The following is a 22886-nucleotide window of genomic DNA, read 5'->3' as shown; positions in this document are numbered from 1 at the left end:
GACAGAGTGCTCTCTGCCTTAAAAGCTTATGTTGCCTTTATAACATATTTAGAAAGCATCCACAAGTTAAACCCGACTGAAATCGTATAGCCCGCGTATGTTGAAATGATAAAACTTACATAATCGAAATACGGAAGCAATACAATATTTAAAACTATCTTCACAATAATTCCAATCACTAGTCCTAGCACCGTCTTCTGCTGTTGATTGATTCCTTGTAGCATAGCAGCCGTTACTGTAAAAAGAGAAAATAGTATGCAAGCAGGAGCATAATACTGTAAAATGATTCTCCCCATCTCTGGATCATTTCCAGCACCAAATAAAAGGGTATATACAGGCTTGGCTAACACCATCATTCCAATTGCCGCCGGTACCGTAATCGCTACTACTAATACATTTGTTCTCGTAAAATGTTTGTACAATAGCTTCGTATTTCCTGCTGTATAAGCTTTCGTCATCTCTGGTACGAGAGACATACTAAAAGCTGTCGCAACGGATACCGGGATAAGCACAACCATTTGAACAAGACCAATTATCGCATTAATTTTTTCCGCTTCGCCTTGCATATACCCTATCTGTATAAGTAGTTTATTAATTGTAAATGTATCAATCGTCTGATACAACGGAATTGCTAAGCCTACTACAACAAAAGGAATAGAATATGTAAAGAGCTCCTTATAAAGCGAGAAAAAAGATTTCGTTGTTTGTGGTATACTTGCCATTTCTTTTTTCTTTAAGTGCCTTCTCCTTCTCATATAATACGCACTTAAAACAGTTAATCCACCTACAGCTCCCATAAAGGCACCGAACGTTGAAATACCAACTGCTAGCGAAACAGAAGCTTTTAAAACATATAAAACGACAAAGCTTCCTATTAAAATGGTTAAAACCCGAAAAAATTGCTCTACAACTACACTTAATGCAGAAGGCCCCATCGATTGAAATCCTTGAAAGAAGCCCCTTAATAAACTCATTACTGGCACAAGTATTAACGCAAAACTTACAATTCGAATATTAGTAGTAACCGCTCCTACACTATTCCCCGTTTGATCATTCCCATCGATGACAAGTTTAGCTAAATGCGGAGCTAGCATATATAACGTAAAACACGAAATGACTCCCATTATAAACATAAACACGATTCCACTTTTCAACACTCTCTTAACCGTATGATAATCATTCAGTTGATCATATTTTGATACCATCTTTGAAACAGCTAGCGGTAATCCCATTGTTGCTATGCTGAGCATGATGGTATAAGGACGGTATGCATATGTGTATAGAACGTAACCACTCGTACCGACCATCGCTGTAAATGGTATAACATATATAAACCCTAACATTTTTGATATCATCGTTGCCATCGTTAAAAATATCGTTCCACGTATAAACGGTGACCCTTTCATCACATTCCTCCGCTACGCTTTATTATTACACATTATGGACAACTCCTTTTCTTTAGAACCGAAACAAACAAAAAAAGCCAATGAATTATCATTGACTTTAACGCGCTGCTTTTTTCTTTTTGAAATACTTTAAACCAAAGTATAGAGCAATAAAAAGAACAGCTCCTATAATTATGTAATGTGTGTAATCAGATGCATACTCTTTAATTTGTCGCCAATTCCCACCAAGTTTTTCACCTAAGTATATAAATAGAATTGACCATGGAATGATCGCTACAACCGTATAAAGTGTAAATAGTTTTAATGGCATCTTAGCTAGTCCTGCTGGAATAGAGATTGCATGACGTACTACTGGGATAAAGCGCGCAGAAAATATTACGCCTGCTCCATAACGCTTAAACCAACCTTCCGCTATGTCTAAATGATGTTTATTAATAAGTAGATATTTCCCATATTTCTCTACAACCGGACGCCCTCCGTAGTATCCAAGCCAGTATAAAAAGATTTGCGCTAAAGTACCACCAATCGTTCCGGCGATAACTGCACCCACAAAACTAATTTTACCATTCGCTACTAAAAAGCCAGCATACGAAAGTACAATTTCACTCGGGATTACTTCAATCATTAAAGCAAGAGCTACTCCAAAGTAACCTAAGCTTGCAAAAAATTGCAATAACTGATCTATTATGTTTGCTAACATGTTCTTTTTTATCTCCTTTTTTCTTCACATACCATCCCATTATTACATAAAGGCTGCAATCTGCCAATATCTTCATTTTAACAATATGTACAATTCAAGCAGGATTAATCTATTAATTTCTCTTTCTGCGGGTCTTTCATGTAGGCAAACATCTCTTTAATTTGGTCTTCTGTATTTCTAGCAATTGATAAATTAGGCAATTCATTTTCACCAAAAAACTCCACCTCTTCTGTTTCAATGCTAGTTTTCTTTTCTCCACCAATAATCTCACATCCAATGAAAATCTTATATACATGCGTCGCCGATGGAGATGGTTGATGTTTTTCTTTATCAAATATAGCTAGTAACTTAAAATGATCTACCTCATAACCAGTCTCTTCGAAAACTTCTTTTGCTGCAACTTCGGTTGGCGTATAACCGACATCAGCCCATCCACCTGGCAATGCCCATTTCCCATCGCTTTTTTCTTTCACAAATAATAACTTTTCATTTTGAAAAACAACCGCTCTTATATCAACTTTAGGTGTTTGATAGCCTGTCTCACTTGCAAATAATTTCTCTACGACTTCCCAATCTGTTTTCGTGTAATGTGACATCATTGAAATAGAAATATCTCGTAATTGCTGGAAACGCTCAATATCATACACATCCTTAGAATACGTTAAACCCGCTTGAGCTATAGATTGTATTTGTTTTACCCAATCAATCCATTTAATCGTCATATATCCGCATCCCCATTCTCTATCAAATATATTACTTCATTTTCATTGATACATCTTTATTATACAAAAAAAAGAGATTGATAACGTCTCAATCTCTTTCAAAATTAATCCAATTCATGTAAGTGGTCTTGTATATACTTTCTTCTTTTATTTATATATTCATAAATCATATCAGCCTCTTGATCAAATGTTTCTAATTTTTCTTTCATGTATGGATCTTGTAGTAAATATGGACGAATCAATTCACACAACCCTTCTACTTTCGGCCTCATAAACGAAACTGTAAATTGATCTTCTAATATTTCTTCTAAAATACTTCGATACTGCTTTCTAAATACAGGTATGTCTAGCAATCTTGCACTCAACGTATTATAACCTTGAATGCGAATATATTCATGATTAAGCGGTCTCCCTTGTACATCTCGCCCCCAAGTCGCATCATAATCCCACGGTATAACTTCGAATAAATTTGTTTCATCGTTATGATATAGTGCATAATTATGAACAAAACCATCAAAGTTTTGCGTAAAAATAACTCCTGCTAACCATCGTAAATATTTATCTACATGTAGAAACTTCCCAATCTCTTTTTCATAGGCTTCCCTCGTCAAAGTATTCGCTTGAAATACAAATTCACTCAGCTGTTCTTCACTATTTTTATTCGAATATTTAAATTCATAACCCGCAAAGAGCTCTGTCTTAACATCTTTATCTCGTTCACTCATTAATGAAAAATTCGCATCATCATCTATCGCATAATAAATAGAACCACTCGGTAATCCTCTATTTTTTAAAAAATTTTCATCAACCGATTCTAACTGTAAGTACACACCTTGAATTTGACCATTAATTTTTATAAATACATGTTGTGATTTTGGCGAAAGTACACCAATATCATGAAAAAAATCTAAAGATAATTTATTTCTTATGAGAGACGGATCCATAAACTCCGAATTCAAATGAAACTCTTTCGCACCTTGAAATTTTTTAGGCTTATAAAACATAACATGATAAGACTTTTTCTCAAATTCGCGAATATGAGCTCCTCGGTATACGATATCAATGTCATATTTCTTTTTTCCATAAGTTAATTTTGCTGGCACTGGACTATCTGACCAAATGTCCTTTTTTAATTCCACTAAGTACATTGGATGAACAAAAAAATCATATGAAGGTAACATATTTTCTCATCCCTTCTCAGTTCTCTTCATTCAATGTATGCGCCTTATCTTGTCCATACATCCGCAATCATCTATTTATATAAAATTACACTCTTGTCCTGTTCAGAAAGATGCCTACATACATATCATGTTAAGGAAAAAGAATACCTTTTCACTTTAATACATGATAAGGAGGATTTCTATGAAACGTGATATTAGAAAAGCTGTTGAAGAAATCAAAAGTGCTGGGATGGAGGATTTCTTACACCAAGATCCAAGTACTTTTGAGTGCGATGATGATAAATTCACTCATCATCATTGTACAACTGGATGTAAATGTACAACTGGGGGTAAATGTCCAAGAACAAGATGTACTCGCGTGAAACATTGTACGTTCGTTACAAAATGTACGCATGTAAAAAAATGGACATTTGTTACGAAATGTACACGTGTACGTGTTCAAAAATGGACGTTCGTTACGAAAGTAACGCGTAGAAAAGAATGCGTATTAGTTACAAAGCGTACTCGCAGAAAACATTGTACATTCATTACAAAATGCATACGCTTTGAAAAGAAATTTTTCTGGACAAAACGAAGTTTCTGTAAAAAATGCGAATTCTTCCCTAACAGACACGGTCACTCTTGCGATGATTCATGTGATCATGGTAAAGACTGTCACGATAGCGGACACAAATGGAATGATTGCAAAGGCGGACATAAATTCCCATCTTGCAAAAATAAGAAATTCGATCACTTCTGGTATAAAAAACGTAACTGCTAGTTTTTATACCACCAAAAAAAGGCCGTTTTGCGGCCTTTTTTACATTTATTGAAAGTGACTTATATCTGCAAATTGTTTCACTTTACCATTACCCTCTTCAAATTCTATTATGCTCAAACTGGCACTATGCATAAATGGATCATCCCATACATTTTCTATTTCAATTCCCGCAAAATGTCCTACAAGTAATTTTGCTGCTGCCGCATGAGAAACAATCAATATGTTTTGTCCTTTATGCTTTTCTAAAAGAAGCCGTATTCCTTCAATTACTCTTTCATAAACGGCCTCAAAATTTTCGCCTGATGTTGACTGAAAAAGATGTGGCTCATTCCAAAACAGATGTACTTCTTCTGGAAATTGCTTTTCTATATCCCCGATTGTTTGTCCTTCCCATATACCCATGTTGATCTCATAGAAATGTTCATCCGCTATAATGGGTATATCACGTTCCCCTTTTATTAACTCTGCCGTATGAAGTGTTCTTTCGCTCGGACTACTATAGATCGCATGGATTGGTAAATCTTTCATTCGATTCCCTAATTGTTTCGCCTGAACTATACCATTTTCAGTTAAGGCAGAATTTTTCCGCCCTTGCATTCGTTTCGCTACATTCCACTCTGTTTCACCATGCCTTGTTACATATATAGTTGTTTTCATTTCTTACTCCCCCTCACCATTTTGGTCGTAATTCCCACGATTCAACTCTCCCTACAATCCACTCTGCTCGTTTACTTTCAATCCCTTTTATAACTCCATCAGCTATCTCTTCATGAGTAAGCCATCTTCCATATGTATCTTCTAAAATAAAACCTAAAATAATTCTATGATAAATACATCGCGTACTCCCTATTTTTTGTGCAGGCATACGTGATGCTTTACTACCTAAAATATGAAATAAACTATATGTTTTAGACGACAAATCTAGTTCTTTACAAATATTTGATAGTGCATGCTTTGCACTTTTGTGTACCCATGCAACAACTAATGTGATCGGGCCATTTTTCTTAATTGTACTTTTAATAGCTAGCTTTACATCTTCATCATTATGATAATCTAACGAAAGGCATGTAATATTTTCTGGTACAGAACTCATTCGCTTAACATTTTCTAATTTCACTTCATCTCGCCCGATAATAGAAACATAAAATCCTTTCTCACAAAGCCACATAGAAACTTTCTTTAGCATTCCTGTTCCACCAATTACAAGTGCATGCAAATACTATCCCTCCCTAATAAAATGTCATATGAGGTTTCTCATCTCTATAATAATTTAAACGGTCTTGCAGTGTCCCAGAGTGAAATTCAAATTTATGACCGTCAGGATCAACAAAGTATATAGATTCGCAATCTCTTACATCACGTTCTCTTCCTTGTAAAATATGAACATCATTTTCTTCTAATCGCTGTATTAGACATTTAAAGTCTTCTTGTTCAACAGAAAATGCAATGTGCGTATACGATTGATGAATCTCATTTCTCGGAATATGCGTCTCTTCATTAAGCGCTATCCATACTCCACATATGTTAAAATAAGCCAATTTTCTTCCTTTAACTAATAATTCTCCTTCTAATACTTTTTCATAAAACATAATAGAGTTTTCTAAATTAGATACCGAAAAACAAATATGATTGATTCCCCTTAACAACTATAATTCCTCCTTATACAAATAAAAGATGAGCGAAAATTCACTCATCTTTTATTATACTATTTTTTTGTAATATATGCCCATTTATAACTGAAGTCCCCGCCAAACGTATGGTTAGCAATGCCTTTTACAAACGGCTTCTCTAAATACGCTGTACTTTGTTGGTACGTAGGAGAAATTGCTGCGTCTTGACCAATTAAGATTTTTTCAGCTTCCGCAAGTGCATTCCAGCGTGCTTTATCATCTTTTAATAGCTCTCCTTTTGATTTCGCTACTAAATCATCATACTTCGGATTAGAATAATCCATTTCATTAAATGAGCTTCCAGTAACAAACATATCAATATAAGTCATCGGATCCGGATAATCAGGGCTCCATGCAGATAATGAGAATTCATATTGGAATTTCTTTTCTAAATCTAGCTTCTGCTTGTATGGTTGCTGTTTCAAATTCACTTTAATACCAGGCAAGTTTTTCTCTAGTTCTTCCTTAATAAAGTCGCCCACTTTTTTACGGCTACCGTTATCATCGTTTAGTAATTCAACCGTAATTGTATCTTGACCAAGCTCTTTCTTCGCTTCTTCCCATAATTTTTTTGCTTTCTCTGCATTATCTTTACTATCACGGAAGTTTTTATTTACAGAGCGAAAATCTTTTCCATCCGGACCTGTCGTGAATTTTTCAGGTACTAAGAAATATGCTGGCAATGAACCGTCATTTAAAATGACATCAGCAATTCCTTTTTTATCGTATGCTAAATCAATCGCTTCACGTACTTTTTGGTTTTTAAATGTTGCATTTTTTTGGTTAAAACGTAAGAAATATATGCGTGGATCTAACTTCGTTTTAAATTCATCTGGTTTATTCTTTTTATATTTATCAACAAATTCAGAAGTTAAAATAACTCGATCTGCTTGATCACTATCATATAAATTTACTCCCGTGCTTGTTTCCTTCACAATACTTACATTAATTTCGTCTAACTTTACAGTATCTTTATCCCAATAATTAGGATTTTTCTTTAACTGATAATTTTGTTCATGTTTCCATTGACTCATTGTAAATGGTCCATTATATACTAATTTATCTGCTTCTAATCCGTATTTATCTCCTTGCTCTTTCACATATTTTTCATTTAATGGGAAAAATGTAGGGAACGACGTAAGCTCAAGAAAATAAGGTGCTGGTTGCTCTAATTCTACTACCAACGTTTTATCATCCTTCGCTTTAACACCCAATTGATCTGCTGGTAATTCACCTTTATTTACTTTCTGTGCATTTTTTACATCAAATAAAATGAATGCATATTCTGCCGCTATTGCTTTGTCTAATGTACGTTGCCATGCATATACAAAATCTTGTGCTCGAACTGGATCACCATTTGACCATTTCGCATCACGTAATTCAAATGTATATGTCTTTTTATCTTCACTAATCTTCACATCTTTTGCCATACCTGGTGTTGGTTTATTATCTTTATCTAGACGATATAAACCTTCCATTGCATTTACAAATACACGGAAAGATACAGAATCCGTTGATTTAGACGTATCCATTGAAGGAATTTCAGCTGTTTCTAGCAAATTTAAAACTTGTTTATCTGCCATTCCCTTATTCGATTCTTTCTTCGTTGTCGAAGCCTTCTCACCATTCCCACACCCTGCAACCAATACACTCGTCGTTAACGCAAGTGCAGCAATTGTTGTTGTCTTTCTCTTCATTCTTCCTTCCCCCAATCTATATGTATAAGTTAAATACTATATAATATATTTTATTATACAAAAGATTCTGATTATTTTAAATATTTATTTTAACAAACATAGAAAAAAGCGATCGGAAATTTCTTTCCAGCCGCTTTCTTGAATAGCATTTACTTGTAATCCATCCTCTATATCAAATGGATTTTGAACTTTAAATATTTCTTCCATCAGCTTCAAAAACTCTTCTTCAGTTTTAGATTCACCATTAACCATAAGTGAGTATGGTTCCACTTCACCTAATTTATAATCGACAACAAATTGAATCTTCACCTTTTGTCTTGGCGTTCCGGTGTTATATCCTTGGAATTCTACTAATTCTAACCCTTCCGTTCCACGATAATATATCCAACCTGAATTTTGAAAATAATTTTCGAAAGATTCACCTATTGAAAAGAAAGGATATTCATAAAGCGAACTTGTACGAACCTTTTGAATAACGTCTCGATCAGTCGGAAAAAAGAAATGACTAAAAAATATGCTAGCAACTGCTAAAATAGTAACGATTGTCGCTCCCATTTTGCTCGTTCCGCCGCTATCATTGATTAGATAGTTTTCAACTGATTTATCTTTTATTTCTCTTGCTTTTATTCGGTATATACGTCTTTCCGCAAATTGATAGTACAATCCATTTGCAAAAATCCCCATTCCAAACAGAATAAAAATGAGTAATAAAAACGTAAGAGGCACCATATTAATGATTGGCAACGCTACATTAAATCCCATATAATACGAAAATGCATCACACGCTACTAATAACAACATAAATAAAGCAGCTGGTACATAATACTTACGATATCCTAGCCAGCCTATATTGAAAATAGCAGCCCAACCATTCCAGCTCCACCTAGCAATCCGCTTATTCTCAAGCTCCCATTTCCTTTTGTAATACGGATATTGTCTCCCTACATATACTTCTAGTTCTTTATCTATTAACGAGCTACCTTCATCTTGTTCATTATCCAAGTTTCGCTGACAACTTGCACAATTTAACTGTTCCTCCTCGCAAGGTTGCCCACAATTTATACATTTCAAAACAATCCCTCTTCCCATCCATACGTCATTTCAAAATACCTTCGTGTTTTAATAACCACTCTTTCCTCCATAAACCACCAGCATATCCAACAAGCTTTCCACTCTTCCCTATTACACGGTGACATGGAACAATTATTGAAATTGGATTCCGACTATTTGCCCCTCCTATTGCCCGTACAGCTTTTGTATTTCCAACTTTCTCTGCAATATCTAAATATGAAGCACTTACGCCGTACGGAATAGTATAAAGTGCATCCCATACATTTTTTTGAAATGCTGTTCCCTCCGCAGACAGCGGGACCGTAAACTCTTTTCTTTTCCCTTTAAAATATTCATCTAACTCATTTATACATTGTTCTATCATTTCATTTTTATTTTCTTCTTGTCGTTCATCAACAAATATAACAGACGTAATTCCTTCTTGATTCGCTGTAATTTCAAGCAAACCTACTTCGCTTTCATAATAAGCCTGGTACATATGCCATCCTCCAATTCAGTTCATATTAGTCATTGTAACACGAATATACAAAATTTTTCGTATAAGCGTTTTATTAGAGAAACAAAAAAGAGAATGATACAATGTAAGAAAATTCAATCTAGGAGGCTATTGGATGAATTCCGAACTTTTTTCACCTTATACAATTAAGGACGTTACATTAAAAAACCGGATTGTTATGTCACCTATGTGCATGTATTCATCGGAAAACGGGGATGGCCAAGTAACGAATTTCCATCTCATTCATTATGGAACAAGAGCTGCCGGTCAAGTTGGTTTAGTTATGATTGAAGCAACAGCCGTGTTACCTGAAGGTCGAATTTCAAATAAAGACTTAGGCATTTGGGATAACAGTTTAATTGAAGGCTTACATAAAACGACTACTTTTATACATGATAATGGTGCAAAAGCTGCCATTCAACTCGCTCACGCCGGAAGAAAAGCAGAACTAGAAACAGATGCGTTAGCTCCTTCAGCCATTCCATTTAATGAAACAATGAAAATGCCAATAGAAATGAGCAAACACCAAATTAAAGATACCGTATTAGCTTTTCAGCAAGCTGCAGTACGATCAAAACAAGCTGGATTTGATGTTATTGAAATACACGGTGCTCACGGTTATCTTATTAATGAATTTCTTTCTCCGCTTTCCAATAAGCGGACTGATGAATATGGTGGTTCACCTGAAAACCGCTATCGTTTCTTACGCGAAATCATTGACTCGATAAATGAAGTTTGGGACGGACCAATATTCGTTCGTATTTCAGCAAATGATTATCATCCTGACGGGCTAACGGTTCAAGATTACGTTCAGTATACAAAGTGGATGAAAGAACAGGGAATAGATTTAATCGATTGTAGTTCTGGCGCAGTTGTACCAGCACATATTGATGTGTATCCCGGTTATCAAGTACAATATGCCAAACATATTAAAGAGCATGCTAACATTGCAACTGGTGCAGTTGGATTGATTACGACCGGAGTACAAGCAGAGCAAATTTTAAATAATAACGAAGCAGATTTAATTTTCATCGGACGTGAATTACTTCGCAATCCGTATTTTCCGAGAATAGCGGCCAATGAACTTGGCTTTGAATTGCAAGAACCTCACCAATATAAGCGAGCACCAGGAAAAATTCATACGAATAAATAAAACCGAGAAGTCATTCTTCTCGGTTTTATTTATTCTATCGTTGTAATTTCATTTGAATTATAAGTATGGATACCCGATTCTTCTCGCAGCGCGGTTATATACATCCCTTTCGCCACATCTTTAGCTGAAATTGGTTTATATTTTTTGAAAGCTCCTTTAAAGATAAACGGAATAATACGAGATAACTTTTCAGCCATTCGTTCGCCGAAACGAAATTCTTGTCGATTTCCTACTAATAATGATGGTCTAAAAATGTGAATACCACCAATCACTAACTTTTGCAATTCTTCTTCCATTTTTCCTTTCACTTGTGAATAAAAGAAGAATGATTTAGGATTCGCTCCCATAGAAGACACGACAAGGAAATTTTGTACCCCTTGTTTTTCAGCTAAACACGCAGCTCGTAACGTATATTCATAATCTACTTTTTTAAAATTTGCTTTTGTTTTTGCTTTTTTTATTGTTGTTCCTAAGCAACTAAAAACATCATCCACAGCAAAGAACTCTTTATATTCCTCTAATACCGAAAAATCAACTTGTTTCTGCTGTAACTTCTCATGTTGCAATTGCATTGGCTCTCTTACAAAAATAGTAACCGAATCGTAGTAATCTGATCCAAGTAATAGACGCGTTATCTCTTGTCCAACTAAACCACTTGCACCAAGTATTAACGCTGTTCGCTTATTCATATATGCATATACCTCTTATTTTACTTTTCTCTCCTTTAGTAAAATACAACCTTTAGGAGTTTCCTGCTCTTATTTTACCACAAGTAAAACACTATGCGTACGCATAGTGCTTTACTCACTCTTTCTTCTCATCTCTCTCTTGTAATTTCGTTATTGTTGTAGCGTCCCCTAAATTACTTATTAATCTTCTTAAAAAAATTAATACGAAAGATAATGGCAATACTACCGCTAATATTAATAAAATAGCTTCCATTAAGTAACCCAAGCGCTCATCCCCCTCTTTACCTCCTTTTCAATATATGAAAACAGCGTTGTCACATATGCATGCATTTGCAAAAATAATACACCTATATTTGACAACTTTATAACAAAAACAAATCGGAATGATTATTATTTATTGCAACTTTATTAAAGATGTATTATACTAAGTTCGCAAACTAAAACGTAATTATTCCGTTTTGTATTAAAATGATATTTTTCTTCTATAATTGGGGAAAATATATCCGTAAAAAAGAAAAGAGGAGAACTTCATGCCTAAAAGATTGACTATATTTTCATTCTTACTTATTTTTACCTTAATTTTCGCTGGCTGCTCAAATAAAAAAGAAAGTAATGCCAAGAAAGATGGAAAGCTAACAGTTTATACAACGATTTTCCCAATTGCTGATTTCGCAAAGAAAATCGGTGGCGACTATGTAAATGTTGAAGCGATTTACCCACCTGGTGCAGATTCACATACATTTGAACCAAGTCAAAAACAAACAGTACAAGTTGCAAAAGCCGATTTATTTGTTTATAACGGCGCTGAATTAGAACCATTTGCTGAAAAAATGGAAAAAACATTACAAAAAGAAAATGTTAAAATTGTAAATGCATCTAAAGGTATTGAGCTTCGTGCTTCTACTGAAGAAGAGCATCATGATCATGGAGATGGCCATAAAGAAGATGAACATCATCACGATAAAGACCCGCATGTTTGGTTAGATCCTACTCTAGCAATGAAACAGGCAGAAAAAATTAAAAATGCACTTGTAGAATTACAACCTGAACATAAACAAGAATTCGAAAAAAACTTTGCAGCACTTCAAACTAAATTTACTGATTTAGACGATGGATTTAAGGCAGCTGTAGCGAACGCAAAAACGAAAGAAATTTTAGTTTCTCATGCTGCCTATGGTTACTGGGAACAACGATACGGCCTAAAACAAATTCCTATCGCTGGAATTTCAGCTTCTGATGAACCATCTCAAAAGCAGCTTGCTGACATTACAAAAACAGTAAAAGAACATAATCTAAAATATATTTTATTCGAAACATTCTCTACTCCAAAAGTAGCATCCGTAATTCAAAAAGAAACTGGTACAAAAGTTTTACGCTTAAATCACTTAGCTACTATTTCTGAAGATGATGCAAAAAATAATAAAGATTACTTTACTTTAATGGAAGAAAACATAAACACATTGAAAGAAGCAACAAACTAATCCATTATATTTTCTAGGCAGCTGAATTTGTTATTCAGCTGCCTTTTTATGTATTTATCCTTGACTTGACCAAAATAACAAGTAAAATTATCCATATTAGCTTTAAAGCTATATTAATTTAGAAGGTGAGTTGGAATTATGAATCTTCACATTTGTGAAGTAACAGCAAAAAATTGGCGTTCAGTAGTTGCTTTAGACGTCGCAAAAGATCAGCAACAATTTATTGAAAGTAACGCGTTTTCTTTAGCAGAATCATTATATGAAGGAAACGGAACGTCAGTAGGTTTATATGATGGAGAAACACTTGTAGGATACGCAATGTATGGATGGTATTCAGTAAAACATAAAAGTGTATGGCTCGATCGCTTTATGATTGACCAACAATATCAAGGAAAAGGATACGCAAAACGTTTCCTTCGCTTACTCATTCAATTCTTACAAGAAAAATTTGAATGCAAAATAATTTACTTAAGTTTACATCCAGACAACAAACTTGCAATGGGACTGTATGAATCATTTGGTTTCCGCTTAAATGGGGATATTGATGATGAAGGTCCAGTTGTAGGTGTTGTAATGGAGTTACTAATAGACGAAAATACAAGCCTGTGAAAACAGGCTTTTTATTATACATTTATCAATTTTTAGTTTCTCTCCCTTATTTAATTCTGTTTTACAATCTAATAGAATGCTCATAAAAAATAAGCCTGCAATTTACGCAGACTTATTTCACACACTCCTCGAAATGTTCTTGGAACCACTCTTTATTAATATCTCTTCCGATAAAAACTACTTCACTTACTCGCTCTTCTCCCTCTTGCCACTCTCTATCGTACGAAGCAGCAAATAACGTATGTACACCTTGGAAAACGATACGTTTATCTACTCCATCTATCGATAAAATTCCTTTGTAACGATATAAATATTCCCCTAGCTCTTGAACGACAGCTGACATCCACTCATTAAGCTTTTGTAAATCCAGCGGACGTTCTTCACGTAATACAAATGATTTCACACCTTCTAAGTGGTTATGTTCTTTATGAGGGTAAATTTGCAACGTATCTTTCGTTTTAAATGTTTGGATTTGTAATAAAGATGGTATATCTACCTCACAGTTAGTCGCCTCAATTAACTTTGCAGTCGGGTTAATCCCTTGAATTTCATGCAAGAGATTTTCTTTCTCATTCTCTTCAATTAAATCTAATTTATTTACTAAAACGACATCAGCAAACGCAATTTGCTCTTTTGCTTCTAATCCTTTTTCAAAATGTTTATGTATATGATAACTATCTACCACCGTTACAACACCGTTAATTTGGTAAGCAGATTGGATGACTGGATCTAAAAAGAATGTTTGAATAATCGGCCCTGGATTTGCAAGGCCAGTCGTTTCAATTACTAAACCATCAAAATCCATTTTCCCTTCTGCTTTTACGTCCAATAACTGTTTTAAAGCAACAAGTAAGTCTTCACGTACAGTACAGCATAAACAGCCATTTGTCATTTCCATAATTTCTTCTTCCACATTCATAATCAACTGATTATCAATGCCAATTTGCCCTATTTCATTTACAATCACCGCTAATTTCTTACCGTGATTTTCTGATAAAATACGATTTAATAATGTCGTTTTCCCCGATCCAAGAAAACCAGTTAATATTGTTACTGGAATCATTTCGTACATCTCCTTATAGCTATATGTTTCTATATTATAGCATATAGAGAAAATCGTTTTTGTAGCAAAACATATTTATTGTCTGTACACCTAATTAACTATATAATAACATGTAGTAAGAAAGCCTTTTCAAAACATTATTATTCTTCTAGGAGGTACTTATAATGGAGCGAGTTCAAATGGCTGAGACGCTAGAATTTTCTCGTATTATTCAAGGATTTTGGCGTTTAGCAGAATGGAATATGACGAAACAAGAATTACTTTCTTTCATTGAAGATTGTATGGATATGGGAATTACTACTTTTGATCACGCTGATATTTACGGCGCATATACGTGTGAAGGGTTATTTGGCGAAGCTTTACAATTAAAGCCTTCCTTACGAGAAAACATGCAAATTATTACAAAGTGTGGAATCGCTCCCCCATCACCGAAATTTCCAGAGCGATATGTTGCTCACTACAATACTAGTACAGAGCATATTATGCAAAGTGTAGAAGCATCACTTAAAAATTTACATACAGATTATATTGACGTATTACTTATTCATCGTCCCGATCCTTTTATGGATCCAAATGAAGTGGCAAAAGCATTTTCACAATTAAAACAAGAAGGAAAAGTTCGTTACTTCGGTGTATCTAACTTCTTACCTTCACAATTTAATATGTTAAGTTCGTACTTAGATTTCCCACTTATTACGAACCAGATTGAAGTTTCTGCATTACAGCTTGAGCATTTTGAAAAAGGGACAATTGATTTATGCCAAGAAAAACGAATCAATCCAATGATTTGGTCACCTCTTGCTGGTGGGGAGATTTTTACTGGTCAATCAGAACGCGCCGTACGTGTACGTGAAACTGTGCAAAAAGTTGCTACTGAGCTAGGTGTTTCTAGTATCGATACGGTTATGTATGCTTGGTTACTTGCTCATCCAGCTAATATGATGCCAATCGTTGGCTCTGGTAAATTAGATCGCGTAAAAACTGCCGCTCTTGCTACAAAAGTTAACTTAGACCGTCAACAATGGTTTACAATTTTCGAAAGCTCTAATGGACATCCTGTACCATAATGCATAAAAAGAAGAGCTGTTTTTTTACAGCTCTTCTTTTTCATATGTATTTCTAGTCATGGCAAATACACACATATCCCTTAATCCGTTTCCATCTACCGCAACACTCGCACTTTCTAACGTACCTTCTAACTTAAACCCTAATTTCTCAGGTATCGCTCTACTCTTCTTATTTAAAGAATCACAACGAATTTCTACACGGTTTGCTTTTAATTCAGAAAAAGCGTAATCCGTTATACCTTTCGCAGCCTCTACCATATAGCCTTTTCCGCTAAACCTTGTATCAATCCAATATCCGATTTCAAATTGAGGTATATCCCAATTAATACGATGTAATCCGGCTGAAGCAATAAATTCACCTGTTTCTTTCGAAAATACTAGTAATCTTAAATCCTCACGTTGCAAAAATTGAATATGTGATTTTCTAATACTTTCTTCTACTTCTTGCTCTGTTTGCTCTTTTTGTGCAAACATCATCCAAGGTTTTAGTTCTTGTATTGAAGCCTGAATTGCATCATATACAACTTTACCATCTCCTGGTTTCGGCATTCGAATAAAAAGCCTGTCAGTATAAAATTCAGAAGGAAAATCGAATAATAACGGATTCACTGTAAACACTCCCTATATTTCTTTTATATATAATAATATCCATCTCAAGTTATATAGTAAAGAATTTTCTGAATTAAAAACCTTTTACTCATTCACTTCCACCGCTACACGAATTCCAGATTCAATCGCACCTTGAATCCATCCGTGATATAGCGTTGTATGATCTCCAGCGAAGAATATTCTCCCCTCTGGTTTGACAATCGCTGGTTGCAGCTCAGATTCTTGACCTGCTTGAAAAAGTGCAAATCCTCCAAGCGCATACGGATCCAATGTCCAGCTTTTTGAAATTCCAGATATGAACTCATCATACACTTGACCACCTAATATTGTTGCTAAGTTGTGTAATGCGTAATAAATACGATCCCCTTTTGATAAACCATCCCATAACAACGCGTCATAAGACCATGTATAGCTACCTAACATCATAGCCGGTCCTTTCTCCCCAATTCCATAACTTGGATAATAGGCATAACGAATTGGCAAATCTGTTATAATTCTGCCACCTAATTGTCCTTGTTCTTCCCAAAATCGGCTTTTAAATTGAATTCCTATTTTCGTTGCAGGCATATAATGTAATTCACGAATTGCTTTCCATTTTTCATGAGATATAGAATCAAACGGATCTACTTCTACAAAACGCATTGTCGAAAACGGAATGGTAACAATAACTAAATCTCCTGTAATACTACTATATTCAAAAGTTTCCTCGTTCCGATAGAAAGCTGTCACACCATTATCGTGTTGATGTAACTTCATTAATTTTTGATTATATATAATATTTTCTTCTAATTGCGGTAAAAATGACTTTGGCAATCTATCATTCCCGCCCACAATTTCACAAAATCCGCTCTCCTCTTGCATAATGTATAGAAAGCGTAAAGTCTCTACAAACGATCGTTCCAAAAAACCTTCTAAATCTAATAGAACACCAATCATCTCAATTGTTACTGGCGAAAAGTAAGTATTATACTGATAAGGATGATACTTTAAAAATTGTCCAGTAGAGTATCTTCCAAAATCCTTTACAACAATATCCCAATTTTTTTCTGGGTTCTTTTTTATAAAATTTATAATGGGCTGTACCGCTAACATTAATAATTCCTCTGACGTTTTTCCAACTTCATTCATTTCCACAGGATATCTTAGAATACTTGGATCTTTTTCATATTGTTTTAACGTCGTTTTCCGTCCATTTACGTATATAATATCCGTCTCATTCCTATTAATAAAAGGTCTCACCTGTAGCCCAAATTTTCTTATATATGCCATCGTTAATGTATGCGAATACGGAATCCTCATTGCTCCAACATCTAAATATAATCCGGTATCTTCCATTCTCACTGTTTCTATACGGCCACCTACCCGGTTATTTGCTTCAAAAATTTTCACATCATGTCCTGCAGCCTTTAATAAAGATGCTGAAACTAACCCAGCCATACCAGCTCCCACTACAATAATCTGTTTTGGGCTTATCGTCTTCTTCAATCCTTTATCTATAACTTTTAACGCTTCATCCATTTCAGTGTTATACATTATATCTTTCTGCACAATTCCACCCCTTACTTCATCAAATGGACGTTAGTGGTTTAGTGCATTTTATTCATAAATCCCCATAAACATAACACCATTGCAATTTGAATATTCACTAAAAGTACATAAGAGACAGATCTCACTTTTCTTTATACTTCGTATAATATAGCAACTACAAAGAAGGAGTGGTTAAAAATGAAACATACTTATGACTACGATGCTACAAAAAAACATTTAGAATTAAAGAAACAAAACTTATGTAAAAAACTTAGCAATATGACACTATCTGAAAAAGAACGTGAACAACTAAAGCGTGAAATTGACAACTATGAATATATTTTAAATCTAGTCGAAATGAATCATTATGAACGCGGATTTTCTCGTTAAAAGCGGAAATAAGATTATCCGCTTTTCATTTTGAGCATTTCACTACGCATTTTTCATAAGTAAATATATAATAGGATGTACATTAAGATTGAGAGGTATATTCTATGATCAAGTTAAGTGTATTAGACCAATCACCTATTTCAGATGGTAGCACAGCAGCCCAAGCTTTTTCACATACAGTTACGCTTGCACAAGAAGTTGAAAAACTCGGATTCACACGTTTTTGGGTATCCGAACATCATAATTCCGTAAGCTTAGCTGGTTCAAGTCCAGAAATACTTATTTCTCATATTGCCGCAAAAACGGAACGTATTAGAGTCGGTTCAGGTGGTGTTATGTTACCGCATTATAGCCCATATAAAGTTGCTGAGAATTTCCGTGTTCTAGAAGCACTGTATCCGAACCGCATCGATCTCGGTGTTGGTAGAGCTCCTGGTGGTATGCCAATAGCAACTCGCGCACTTCAAGAAGGGAAAATGGTCTCACTTGATCAATACCCAGAACAAATTGCAGACGTTGCAATGTACTTACATGATCAAGTACCAGAAAACCATCACTATGCAAACTTAAAAGCCACTCCAGTTATCCCAACGTCTCCTGAAATGTGGATGCTCGGTTCTAGCGGAGAGAGCGCTAAAATTGCTGCAAACAACGGAGCTTCTTTCGCATTTGCACAATTTATTAACGGCTTCGGAGGCCCTGAAGTTATGAGGGCTTACCAAGAACAATATGAGCCTTCATTTTTAGGAGATAAGCCTAATTCAATCGTTGCCATCTTTGTTATATGCGGAGAAACAAATGAAGAAGCGGAAAAAATTGCTTCTAGTTTAGATTTATCAATCTTATTATTAGAGCAAGGAAAACGAACTACTGGTACACCTTCTATTGAAACTGCTCAAAATTATTCATACAGCGCTTATGATTTATTCCGTATAAAAGAAAATCGTCAACGTATGATTGTTGGTGATCCGTCTTCTGTAAAAGAAAAAATAATAAACTTAAGCAAAGCATACAATACTGACGAATTTATGATTGTCACGATTACTCATCAATTTGAACATAAATTAAATTCTTATCGCTTACTAGCAAATGCTTTTAATTTATAATTCTAAAAAGAGATGCATCACATGTGATGCATCTCTTTTTCTTACTACTTATTGTTTTCATTTCCTATATATTCAATAGCTTCTTTTAATAGCTCTTCAAAGTTAATAGGATAATCATGATCTAAGTCAGGCACAACTTTATACTTATGTTCTATATTTTTCTCTCTTAATAGTTGTACAAATTGCTGCGTGGATTCGAAACAATCTTCATCTTGATCCCCGCATACTATATATCCTTTTATATGTTTATCCTTCAGCACTCTTAGCAACTCATCCCATTCTTCAATCTCGGGAAGCCATGGTGCAATAAAAACAAAACCATCTACATTTATATCTTGTTGTAAAATCGTATATAAAGCTACTCTCGCCCCTGCAGAAAAACCACCAATGATTACACTTTCTACTATATGATTTTCTATAAACTTATTGTAATGCTCTTTTAATTCCTCTTTCCCTCTCTCTATATCCTCCCAAACAAATCCATCTGAAAACTCAATTTGTGAAGACTGTGGTAAAGCTAACGTATAATCTTGTATCAAAACAGATTTCCAATATGGTTCTACTATTTGCATATTTTCTTGGTTACCATGCAATGTAAGTAGTAGATTTCCTTCTTTCTTGCTGTATATATATTTCACATCTGGTCTTTCCTTTTTATGTGCTAATTCTTCTCTTTCTTTACATAATTGCACCATTGTATGAAATTCTTCAAATTTATGTAGTGATTTTAAATCTTCGTCGGAAATTAAATACTCATTTCCATACCAGAATCCCTTTTCTATAATGGCCTCTCTCATTAAATGTAATGCTTCTTTTTCAAGTCCCGATGCACTTGCGAGTGCATACTTAAAATTATATATTTGCGCCTCATTCCCTATTACACCTGTAGCGTTTTCCATTATATAATTGTACGCTTCAAAACTTCCTTTATTTGCATAACAACGTAACGTTTCATTTAATAATTGAATGTAAGTCATACTATTTTTCATGTACCAATTCCCCCGCAACTTTTTATAATATTTATTTTGCGAATCTTTATACCACTTTGTATAACCCACGCTAACAATACCTTATTCTCAGAATGATGCTTAATAGTTGCTCTTCCCTGTCCAATACATTTAGTATAAATAAGAATAGACTGAAAAATCAATATTTTAACAAACAAAAAAAGACAACAATATATGTATTGTTGTTTTCATTACGTCTACCCACTCTTTTGTTTTTTTCTATCTGGTTTACTTGAAACTAAATAATGTTTTTCTGAAATATATAAGTCTCTTTTTAAGCTACGATTTAAGTAAGGTCCTAATTTCATTCCACATATGAGGCGATCTTCGCTACCTTCAACAATTGGGAACATTTCTTTTTCTGTTACGTATTGATCTACTGCTTTTTGTACGACATCAATTTCTTTCACTAGGTTTAAATTTTCTGCTGTATGTTCAAATACCTCAAGCGTTTCCTTCGTTATGAGAAAAACATTTGTTGGAAATGCAGGTAAATATGGTTTTAACAAATCATAATTTACTGTATAATCATCATTTACTAATACTGTATAAACGATATTAGCATTCGTTTCTAAAAACTGAGCCATCGCTTGTTCTAATTCATCTTTCGTAATTTCCCGCTCTTCTTTTCCAGTTCTGAAAAAGCGAAACATCGCATCGCCTCCTTTTTACTATATTATAGCATAAAAGAAAACTGAAAAATCATAAAAAAACCCATTGAAATAATTTTTCAATGGGTTTCTATATATTTATCGTTATTTTAAGAATGCACTTAGCATCCATACATGCTGTTCTAATGTTGTATGAATTGCTAACAGCATGTCAGCTGATGTTTCATCGCCAGCTTCACCCGCAACTTCCATACCTTCTTTTAATTCTTGAATAAGTGCAGAATAATCATTCACTAATGTTTGCACCATTTCTTCTGCAGATTCTTTGCTTGTCCCTTCGCTGACACTAGATGTTGCGAGATATTCTTTCATTGTCGCTAATGGTTTACCTTCTAAAGCTAAAATACGTTCTGCTAACTCATCAATATACGTTCCAGCCTCATTATAAAACTCTTCAAATTTCTCATGTAATGTAAAGAAGTGTGGCCCTGTCACATACCAGTGATAATTATGTAGTTTAACATATAACACATTCCAGTTTGCTACCTGCTTGTTTAATACTTCAACAACATTTGTTTTCGTACTCATACAATCACTCCTCTTATCATTTTGTAATGTTTATCTTTTAATAACTTAATTACATTTTACCATACATTCCCTTTCCTTTCGAACAATTGGCTTATATGTAACAAAGTTTTAACACCTTTAATGCTTCCCTAATATCATTTAATTCATGTATTTTTTCAAACACTTCATACGTCTAATTGTCCAAGCTCATACATATGCATAATAGTACATCAAGCTCATCATAGTAGAAAGAGGGATAACATGGACAATCAACAATGGCAAGTAGCAAAGAAAGTAGCTGCTACTTATATCGGAACTGTCGTTGGAGCTGGTTTTGCTACTGGACGAGAAATTGTTGAATTTTTCACAGTGAATGGATTATACGGGACAATTGGCATATGTGTAAGTGGATTTTTTTTTATTTGGCTTGGCACAAAGATGATGTTACTTTCATCACAAATCGGGGCATTTTCAGCGCAAGAATTTAACAAATATTTATTTGGGGATGTATTTGGGAATGTTGTAAACACATTATTATTACTCGTTTTATTCGGCGTAACGAGCGTTATGTTATCAGGGGCTGGTGCAGTATTTGAAGAGCAACTTCGCTTACCAAGACAACTCGGTATTCTCATTACAGTTATCGCTTGTCTCATTATAAGTAGCCGCGGGTTACAAGGTGTTTTTGAAGTAAATACACTTGTCGTACCTATTATGATGATTTTTATTATAGGACTTGCTATTACAACCTTTTTTCACGGTACACCTCCTATTAATAACACTATTCCTGCAGAGAGCTGGAATATGAAATGGATTACTAGCCCTATTACATATGTCGCCTTAAACCTTTCTCTCGCCCAAAGTGTTCTCGTCCCATTAGCCAGTGAAGTAAAGGATCGAAAAGCCATTTTTTGGGGTGGGATTTTAGGTGGTGCTGGACTTTCTTTAATTTTATTATGCAGCCATTTAGCAATCTTATCAGTCGATCAATTTTATCAATATAACATCCCAATGGCTGAAGTCATAAGAAGATTTAATGCAACTTTTCACTTCTTCTTCGTCCTCATTATTTTCGGTGAAGTTTTCACAACTTTAGTTGGTAATGTGTTCGGAATGACAAAACAGATGCAATCTATTACTGGGTGGAAGAATCACAATATTATTTTCTTCATTTTACTAATTAGTTATTGCTTTAGTTACATCGGTTACAGTGACTTACTTCACATTCTATATCCTATCATCGGATGGGTAAGTATTGTTATACTTCCAATCATTGCGTTTAAACAACTTCAAAAAACATAAAA

The 22886-nt window shown here is 34.5% G+C and carries 26 protein-coding genes; 8 read left to right on the top strand and 18 right to left on the bottom strand.

Annotated features, from left to right (window positions below):
• Positions 1–26 precede the first annotated feature (26 nt).
• The 4 genes from MHB52_RS10490 to cotH form a co-directional block, all read right to left on the bottom strand.
• Entirely contained in the window at positions 27–1406 is a 1380-nt protein-coding gene (locus MHB52_RS10490; RefSeq protein WP_000678847.1) for a putative polysaccharide biosynthesis protein, read from the bottom strand.
• 97 nt (positions 1407–1503) lie between these two features.
• Entirely contained in the window at positions 1504–2106 is a 603-nt protein-coding gene (locus MHB52_RS10485) for a DedA family protein (RefSeq protein WP_000880691.1), read from the bottom strand.
• A 104-nt stretch (positions 2107–2210) separates the two neighbouring features.
• Positions 2211–2828 carry an NUDIX hydrolase N-terminal domain-containing protein gene (locus tag MHB52_RS10480; RefSeq protein ID WP_000153584.1) on the bottom strand — a complete coding sequence of 206 codons (618 nt, stop codon included), beginning with the start codon at positions 2826–2828 and terminating at the stop codon, positions 2211–2213.
• 104 nt (positions 2829–2932) lie between these two features.
• Positions 2933–4009: a spore coat protein CotH gene (cotH, locus tag MHB52_RS10475; protein WP_000937999.1), complete on the bottom strand. Its 1077-nt coding sequence runs from the start codon at positions 4007–4009 to the stop codon at positions 2933–2935.
• 181 nt (positions 4010–4190) lie between these two features.
• Between cotH and exsB the strand changes: the two genes are divergently transcribed.
• A complete protein-coding gene (gene exsB, locus MHB52_RS10470) occupies positions 4191–4769 on the top strand; it encodes an exosporium protein ExsB (protein ID WP_000817498.1) in 579 nt (192 codons plus the stop codon).
• Positions 4770–4814: 45 nt separating this feature from the next.
• Here the strand turns inward: exsB and MHB52_RS10465 are convergent, their stop codons facing one another.
• The 6 genes from MHB52_RS10465 to MHB52_RS10440 all read right to left on the bottom strand — a co-directional run bounded on the left by MHB52_RS10465 (position 4815) and on the right by MHB52_RS10440 (position 9685).
• The gene (locus MHB52_RS10465; protein ID WP_061663508.1) at positions 4815–5426 is read right to left on the bottom strand and encodes a phosphoserine phosphatase 1; all 612 of its coding nucleotides are present in this window, start codon (positions 5424–5426) and stop codon (positions 4815–4817) included.
• Positions 5427–5439: 13 nt separating this feature from the next.
• The gene (locus MHB52_RS10460; protein ID WP_061663507.1) at positions 5440–5985 is read right to left on the bottom strand and encodes a short-chain dehydrogenase; all 546 of its coding nucleotides are present in this window, start codon (positions 5983–5985) and stop codon (positions 5440–5442) included.
• A gap of 13 nt (positions 5986–5998) precedes the next feature.
• Entirely contained in the window at positions 5999–6415 is a 417-nt protein-coding gene (gene fosB / locus MHB52_RS10455; RefSeq protein ID WP_000943769.1) for a FosBx1 family fosfomycin resistance bacillithiol transferase, read from the bottom strand.
• 59 nt (positions 6416–6474) lie between these two features.
• Complete coding sequence (locus MHB52_RS10450) at positions 6475–8136, bottom strand: peptide ABC transporter substrate-binding protein (protein ID WP_000824273.1); 1662 nt, start codon at positions 8134–8136, stop codon at positions 6475–6477.
• An 84-nt stretch (positions 8137–8220) separates the two neighbouring features.
• Complete coding sequence (locus tag MHB52_RS10445; RefSeq protein ID WP_074625995.1) at positions 8221–9225, bottom strand: DUF2628 domain-containing protein; 1005 nt, start codon at positions 9223–9225, stop codon at positions 8221–8223.
• A 7-nt stretch (positions 9226–9232) separates the two neighbouring features.
• Positions 9233–9685 carry a methylated-DNA--[protein]-cysteine S-methyltransferase gene (locus MHB52_RS10440; protein WP_000283913.1) on the bottom strand — a complete coding sequence of 151 codons (453 nt, stop codon included), beginning with the start codon at positions 9683–9685 and terminating at the stop codon, positions 9233–9235.
• Positions 9686–9818: 133 nt separating this feature from the next.
• Between MHB52_RS10440 and namA the strand changes: the two genes are divergently transcribed.
• Complete coding sequence (gene namA, locus MHB52_RS10435; protein ID WP_001083646.1) at positions 9819–10856, top strand: NADPH dehydrogenase NamA; 1038 nt, start codon at positions 9819–9821, stop codon at positions 10854–10856.
• Positions 10857–10885: 29 nt separating this feature from the next.
• On the opposite strand, the gene MHB52_RS10430 is transcribed toward namA, so the two are convergent.
• Both MHB52_RS10430 and MHB52_RS10425 read right to left on the bottom strand, forming a co-directional pair.
• On the bottom strand, positions 10886–11545 hold the full coding sequence (locus tag MHB52_RS10430; protein ID WP_001042740.1) for an oxidoreductase: 660 nt from the start codon (positions 11543–11545) through the stop codon (positions 10886–10888).
• Positions 11546–11660: 115 nt separating this feature from the next.
• Positions 11661–11810 carry a hypothetical protein gene (locus MHB52_RS10425; protein ID WP_000540932.1) on the bottom strand — a complete coding sequence of 50 codons (150 nt, stop codon included), beginning with the start codon at positions 11808–11810 and terminating at the stop codon, positions 11661–11663.
• Positions 11811–12075: 265 nt separating this feature from the next.
• On the opposite strand from MHB52_RS10425, the gene MHB52_RS10420 reads away from it, so the two are divergent.
• A complete protein-coding gene (locus MHB52_RS10420; protein WP_016117645.1) occupies positions 12076–13026 on the top strand; it encodes a metal ABC transporter substrate-binding protein in 951 nt (316 codons plus the stop codon).
• Between the two features lie 138 nt (positions 13027–13164).
• On the top strand, positions 13165–13635 hold the full coding sequence (locus MHB52_RS10415; RefSeq protein WP_001048677.1) for a GNAT family N-acetyltransferase: 471 nt from the start codon (positions 13165–13167) through the stop codon (positions 13633–13635).
• Positions 13636–13747: 112 nt separating this feature from the next.
• On the opposite strand, the gene MHB52_RS10410 is transcribed toward MHB52_RS10415, so the two are convergent.
• Entirely contained in the window at positions 13748–14698 is a 951-nt protein-coding gene (locus MHB52_RS10410; RefSeq protein WP_000613422.1) for a CobW family GTP-binding protein, read from the bottom strand.
• Positions 14699–14862: 164 nt separating this feature from the next.
• On the opposite strand from MHB52_RS10410, the gene MHB52_RS10405 reads away from it, so the two are divergent.
• Positions 14863–15765, top strand: a complete 903-nt coding sequence (locus MHB52_RS10405; protein ID WP_044795773.1) for an aldo/keto reductase — start codon at positions 14863–14865, stop codon at positions 15763–15765.
• A 24-nt stretch (positions 15766–15789) separates the two neighbouring features.
• Here MHB52_RS10405 and MHB52_RS10400 read toward each other — a convergent pair whose 3' ends face one another.
• Positions 15790–16374 (bottom strand): GNAT family N-acetyltransferase, encoded by a 585-nt coding sequence (locus tag MHB52_RS10400; RefSeq protein ID WP_001068740.1) that lies wholly within the window; start codon positions 16372–16374, stop codon positions 15790–15792.
• A gap of 84 nt (positions 16375–16458) precedes the next feature.
• Positions 16459–17922, bottom strand: a complete 1464-nt coding sequence (locus MHB52_RS10395; protein ID WP_001168113.1) for a flavin monoamine oxidase family protein — start codon at positions 17920–17922, stop codon at positions 16459–16461.
• A gap of 177 nt (positions 17923–18099) precedes the next feature.
• Here MHB52_RS10395 and MHB52_RS10390 point away from each other — a divergent pair, with 177 nt between their 5' ends.
• Together MHB52_RS10390 and MHB52_RS10385 are read left to right on the top strand one after the other, a co-directional pair.
• A complete protein-coding gene (locus tag MHB52_RS10390; protein ID WP_000683359.1) occupies positions 18100–18291 on the top strand; it encodes a DUF3896 family protein in 192 nt (63 codons plus the stop codon).
• A gap of 104 nt (positions 18292–18395) precedes the next feature.
• Complete coding sequence (locus MHB52_RS10385; protein ID WP_000594049.1) at positions 18396–19397, top strand: LLM class flavin-dependent oxidoreductase; 1002 nt, start codon at positions 18396–18398, stop codon at positions 19395–19397.
• A 44-nt stretch (positions 19398–19441) separates the two neighbouring features.
• On the opposite strand, the gene MHB52_RS10380 is transcribed toward MHB52_RS10385, so the two are convergent.
• From MHB52_RS10380 to MHB52_RS10370, 3 genes are all read right to left on the bottom strand, one after another.
• Positions 19442–20386 carry an alpha/beta hydrolase gene (locus MHB52_RS10380; protein WP_061663506.1) on the bottom strand — a complete coding sequence of 315 codons (945 nt, stop codon included), beginning with the start codon at positions 20384–20386 and terminating at the stop codon, positions 19442–19444.
• A 215-nt stretch (positions 20387–20601) separates the two neighbouring features.
• Positions 20602–21057, bottom strand: coding sequence for a DUF3939 domain-containing protein (locus MHB52_RS10375; protein WP_000488206.1), 456 nt, complete (start codon positions 21055–21057; stop codon positions 20602–20604).
• Positions 21058–21159: 102 nt separating this feature from the next.
• Complete coding sequence (locus MHB52_RS10370) at positions 21160–21603, bottom strand: Dps family protein (protein ID WP_000105199.1); 444 nt, start codon at positions 21601–21603, stop codon at positions 21160–21162.
• Between the two features lie 240 nt (positions 21604–21843).
• Here MHB52_RS10370 and MHB52_RS10365 point away from each other — a divergent pair, with 240 nt between their 5' ends.
• Positions 21844–22884 (top strand): YkvI family membrane protein, encoded by a 1041-nt coding sequence (locus MHB52_RS10365; RefSeq protein ID WP_000370203.1) that lies wholly within the window; start codon positions 21844–21846, stop codon positions 22882–22884.
• The last annotated feature ends 2 nt before the right edge of the window (positions 22885–22886 follow it).

This window comes from Bacillus sp. FSL K6-0073, assembly GCF_038006085.1.
GTDB classification, from domain to species: domain Bacteria; phylum Bacillota; class Bacilli; order Bacillales; family Bacillaceae_G; genus Bacillus_A; species Bacillus_A cereus.
Note: the sequence above shows the minus strand (reverse complement) of the source record. Positions and strands in the feature narration are given on the sequence as shown.

Coding starts and splice junctions, on each gene's coding strand:
- MHB52_RS10380 (WP_061663506.1), bottom strand. CDS start 20,386: ATGAAAAATAGTATGACTTACATTCAATTATTAAATGAAACGTTACGT.
- MHB52_RS10420 (WP_016117645.1), top strand. CDS start 12,076: ATGCCTAAAAGATTGACTATATTTTCATTCTTACTTATTTTTACCTTA.
- exsB (WP_000817498.1), top strand. CDS start 4,191: ATGAAACGTGATATTAGAAAAGCTGTTGAAGAAATCAAAAGTGCTGGG.
- MHB52_RS10410 (WP_000613422.1), bottom strand. CDS start 14,698: ATGATTCCAGTAACAATATTAACTGGTTTTCTTGGATCGGGGAAAACG.
- MHB52_RS10445 (WP_074625995.1), bottom strand. CDS start 9,225: ATGGGAAGAGGGATTGTTTTGAAATGTATAAATTGTGGGCAACCTTGC.
- MHB52_RS10390 (WP_000683359.1), top strand. CDS start 18,100: ATGAAACATACTTATGACTACGATGCTACAAAAAAACATTTAGAATTA.
- namA (WP_001083646.1), top strand. CDS start 9,819: ATGAATTCCGAACTTTTTTCACCTTATACAATTAAGGACGTTACATTA.
- MHB52_RS10375 (WP_000488206.1), bottom strand. CDS start 21,057: ATGTTTCGCTTTTTCAGAACTGGAAAAGAAGAGCGGGAAATTACGAAA.
- MHB52_RS10415 (WP_001048677.1), top strand. CDS start 13,165: ATGAATCTTCACATTTGTGAAGTAACAGCAAAAAATTGGCGTTCAGTA.
- MHB52_RS10465 (WP_061663508.1), bottom strand. CDS start 5,426: ATGAAAACAACTATATATGTAACAAGGCATGGTGAAACAGAGTGGAAT.
- MHB52_RS10370 (WP_000105199.1), bottom strand. CDS start 21,603: ATGAGTACGAAAACAAATGTTGTTGAAGTATTAAACAAGCAGGTAGCA.
- MHB52_RS10485 (WP_000880691.1), bottom strand. CDS start 2,106: ATGTTAGCAAACATAATAGATCAGTTATTGCAATTTTTTGCAAGCTTA.
- MHB52_RS10385 (WP_000594049.1), top strand. CDS start 18,396: ATGATCAAGTTAAGTGTATTAGACCAATCACCTATTTCAGATGGTAGC.
- MHB52_RS10405 (WP_044795773.1), top strand. CDS start 14,863: ATGGAGCGAGTTCAAATGGCTGAGACGCTAGAATTTTCTCGTATTATT.
- MHB52_RS10490 (WP_000678847.1), bottom strand. CDS start 1,406: ATGAAAGGGTCACCGTTTATACGTGGAACGATATTTTTAACGATGGCA.
- MHB52_RS10365 (WP_000370203.1), top strand. CDS start 21,844: ATGGACAATCAACAATGGCAAGTAGCAAAGAAAGTAGCTGCTACTTAT.
- MHB52_RS10480 (WP_000153584.1), bottom strand. CDS start 2,828: ATGACGATTAAATGGATTGATTGGGTAAAACAAATACAATCTATAGCT.
- MHB52_RS10430 (WP_001042740.1), bottom strand. CDS start 11,545: ATGAATAAGCGAACAGCGTTAATACTTGGTGCAAGTGGTTTAGTTGGA.
- MHB52_RS10450 (WP_000824273.1), bottom strand. CDS start 8,136: ATGAAGAGAAAGACAACAACAATTGCTGCACTTGCGTTAACGACGAGT.
- cotH (WP_000937999.1), bottom strand. CDS start 4,009: ATGTTACCTTCATATGATTTTTTTGTTCATCCAATGTACTTAGTGGAA.
- MHB52_RS10440 (WP_000283913.1), bottom strand. CDS start 9,685: ATGTACCAGGCTTATTATGAAAGCGAAGTAGGTTTGCTTGAAATTACA.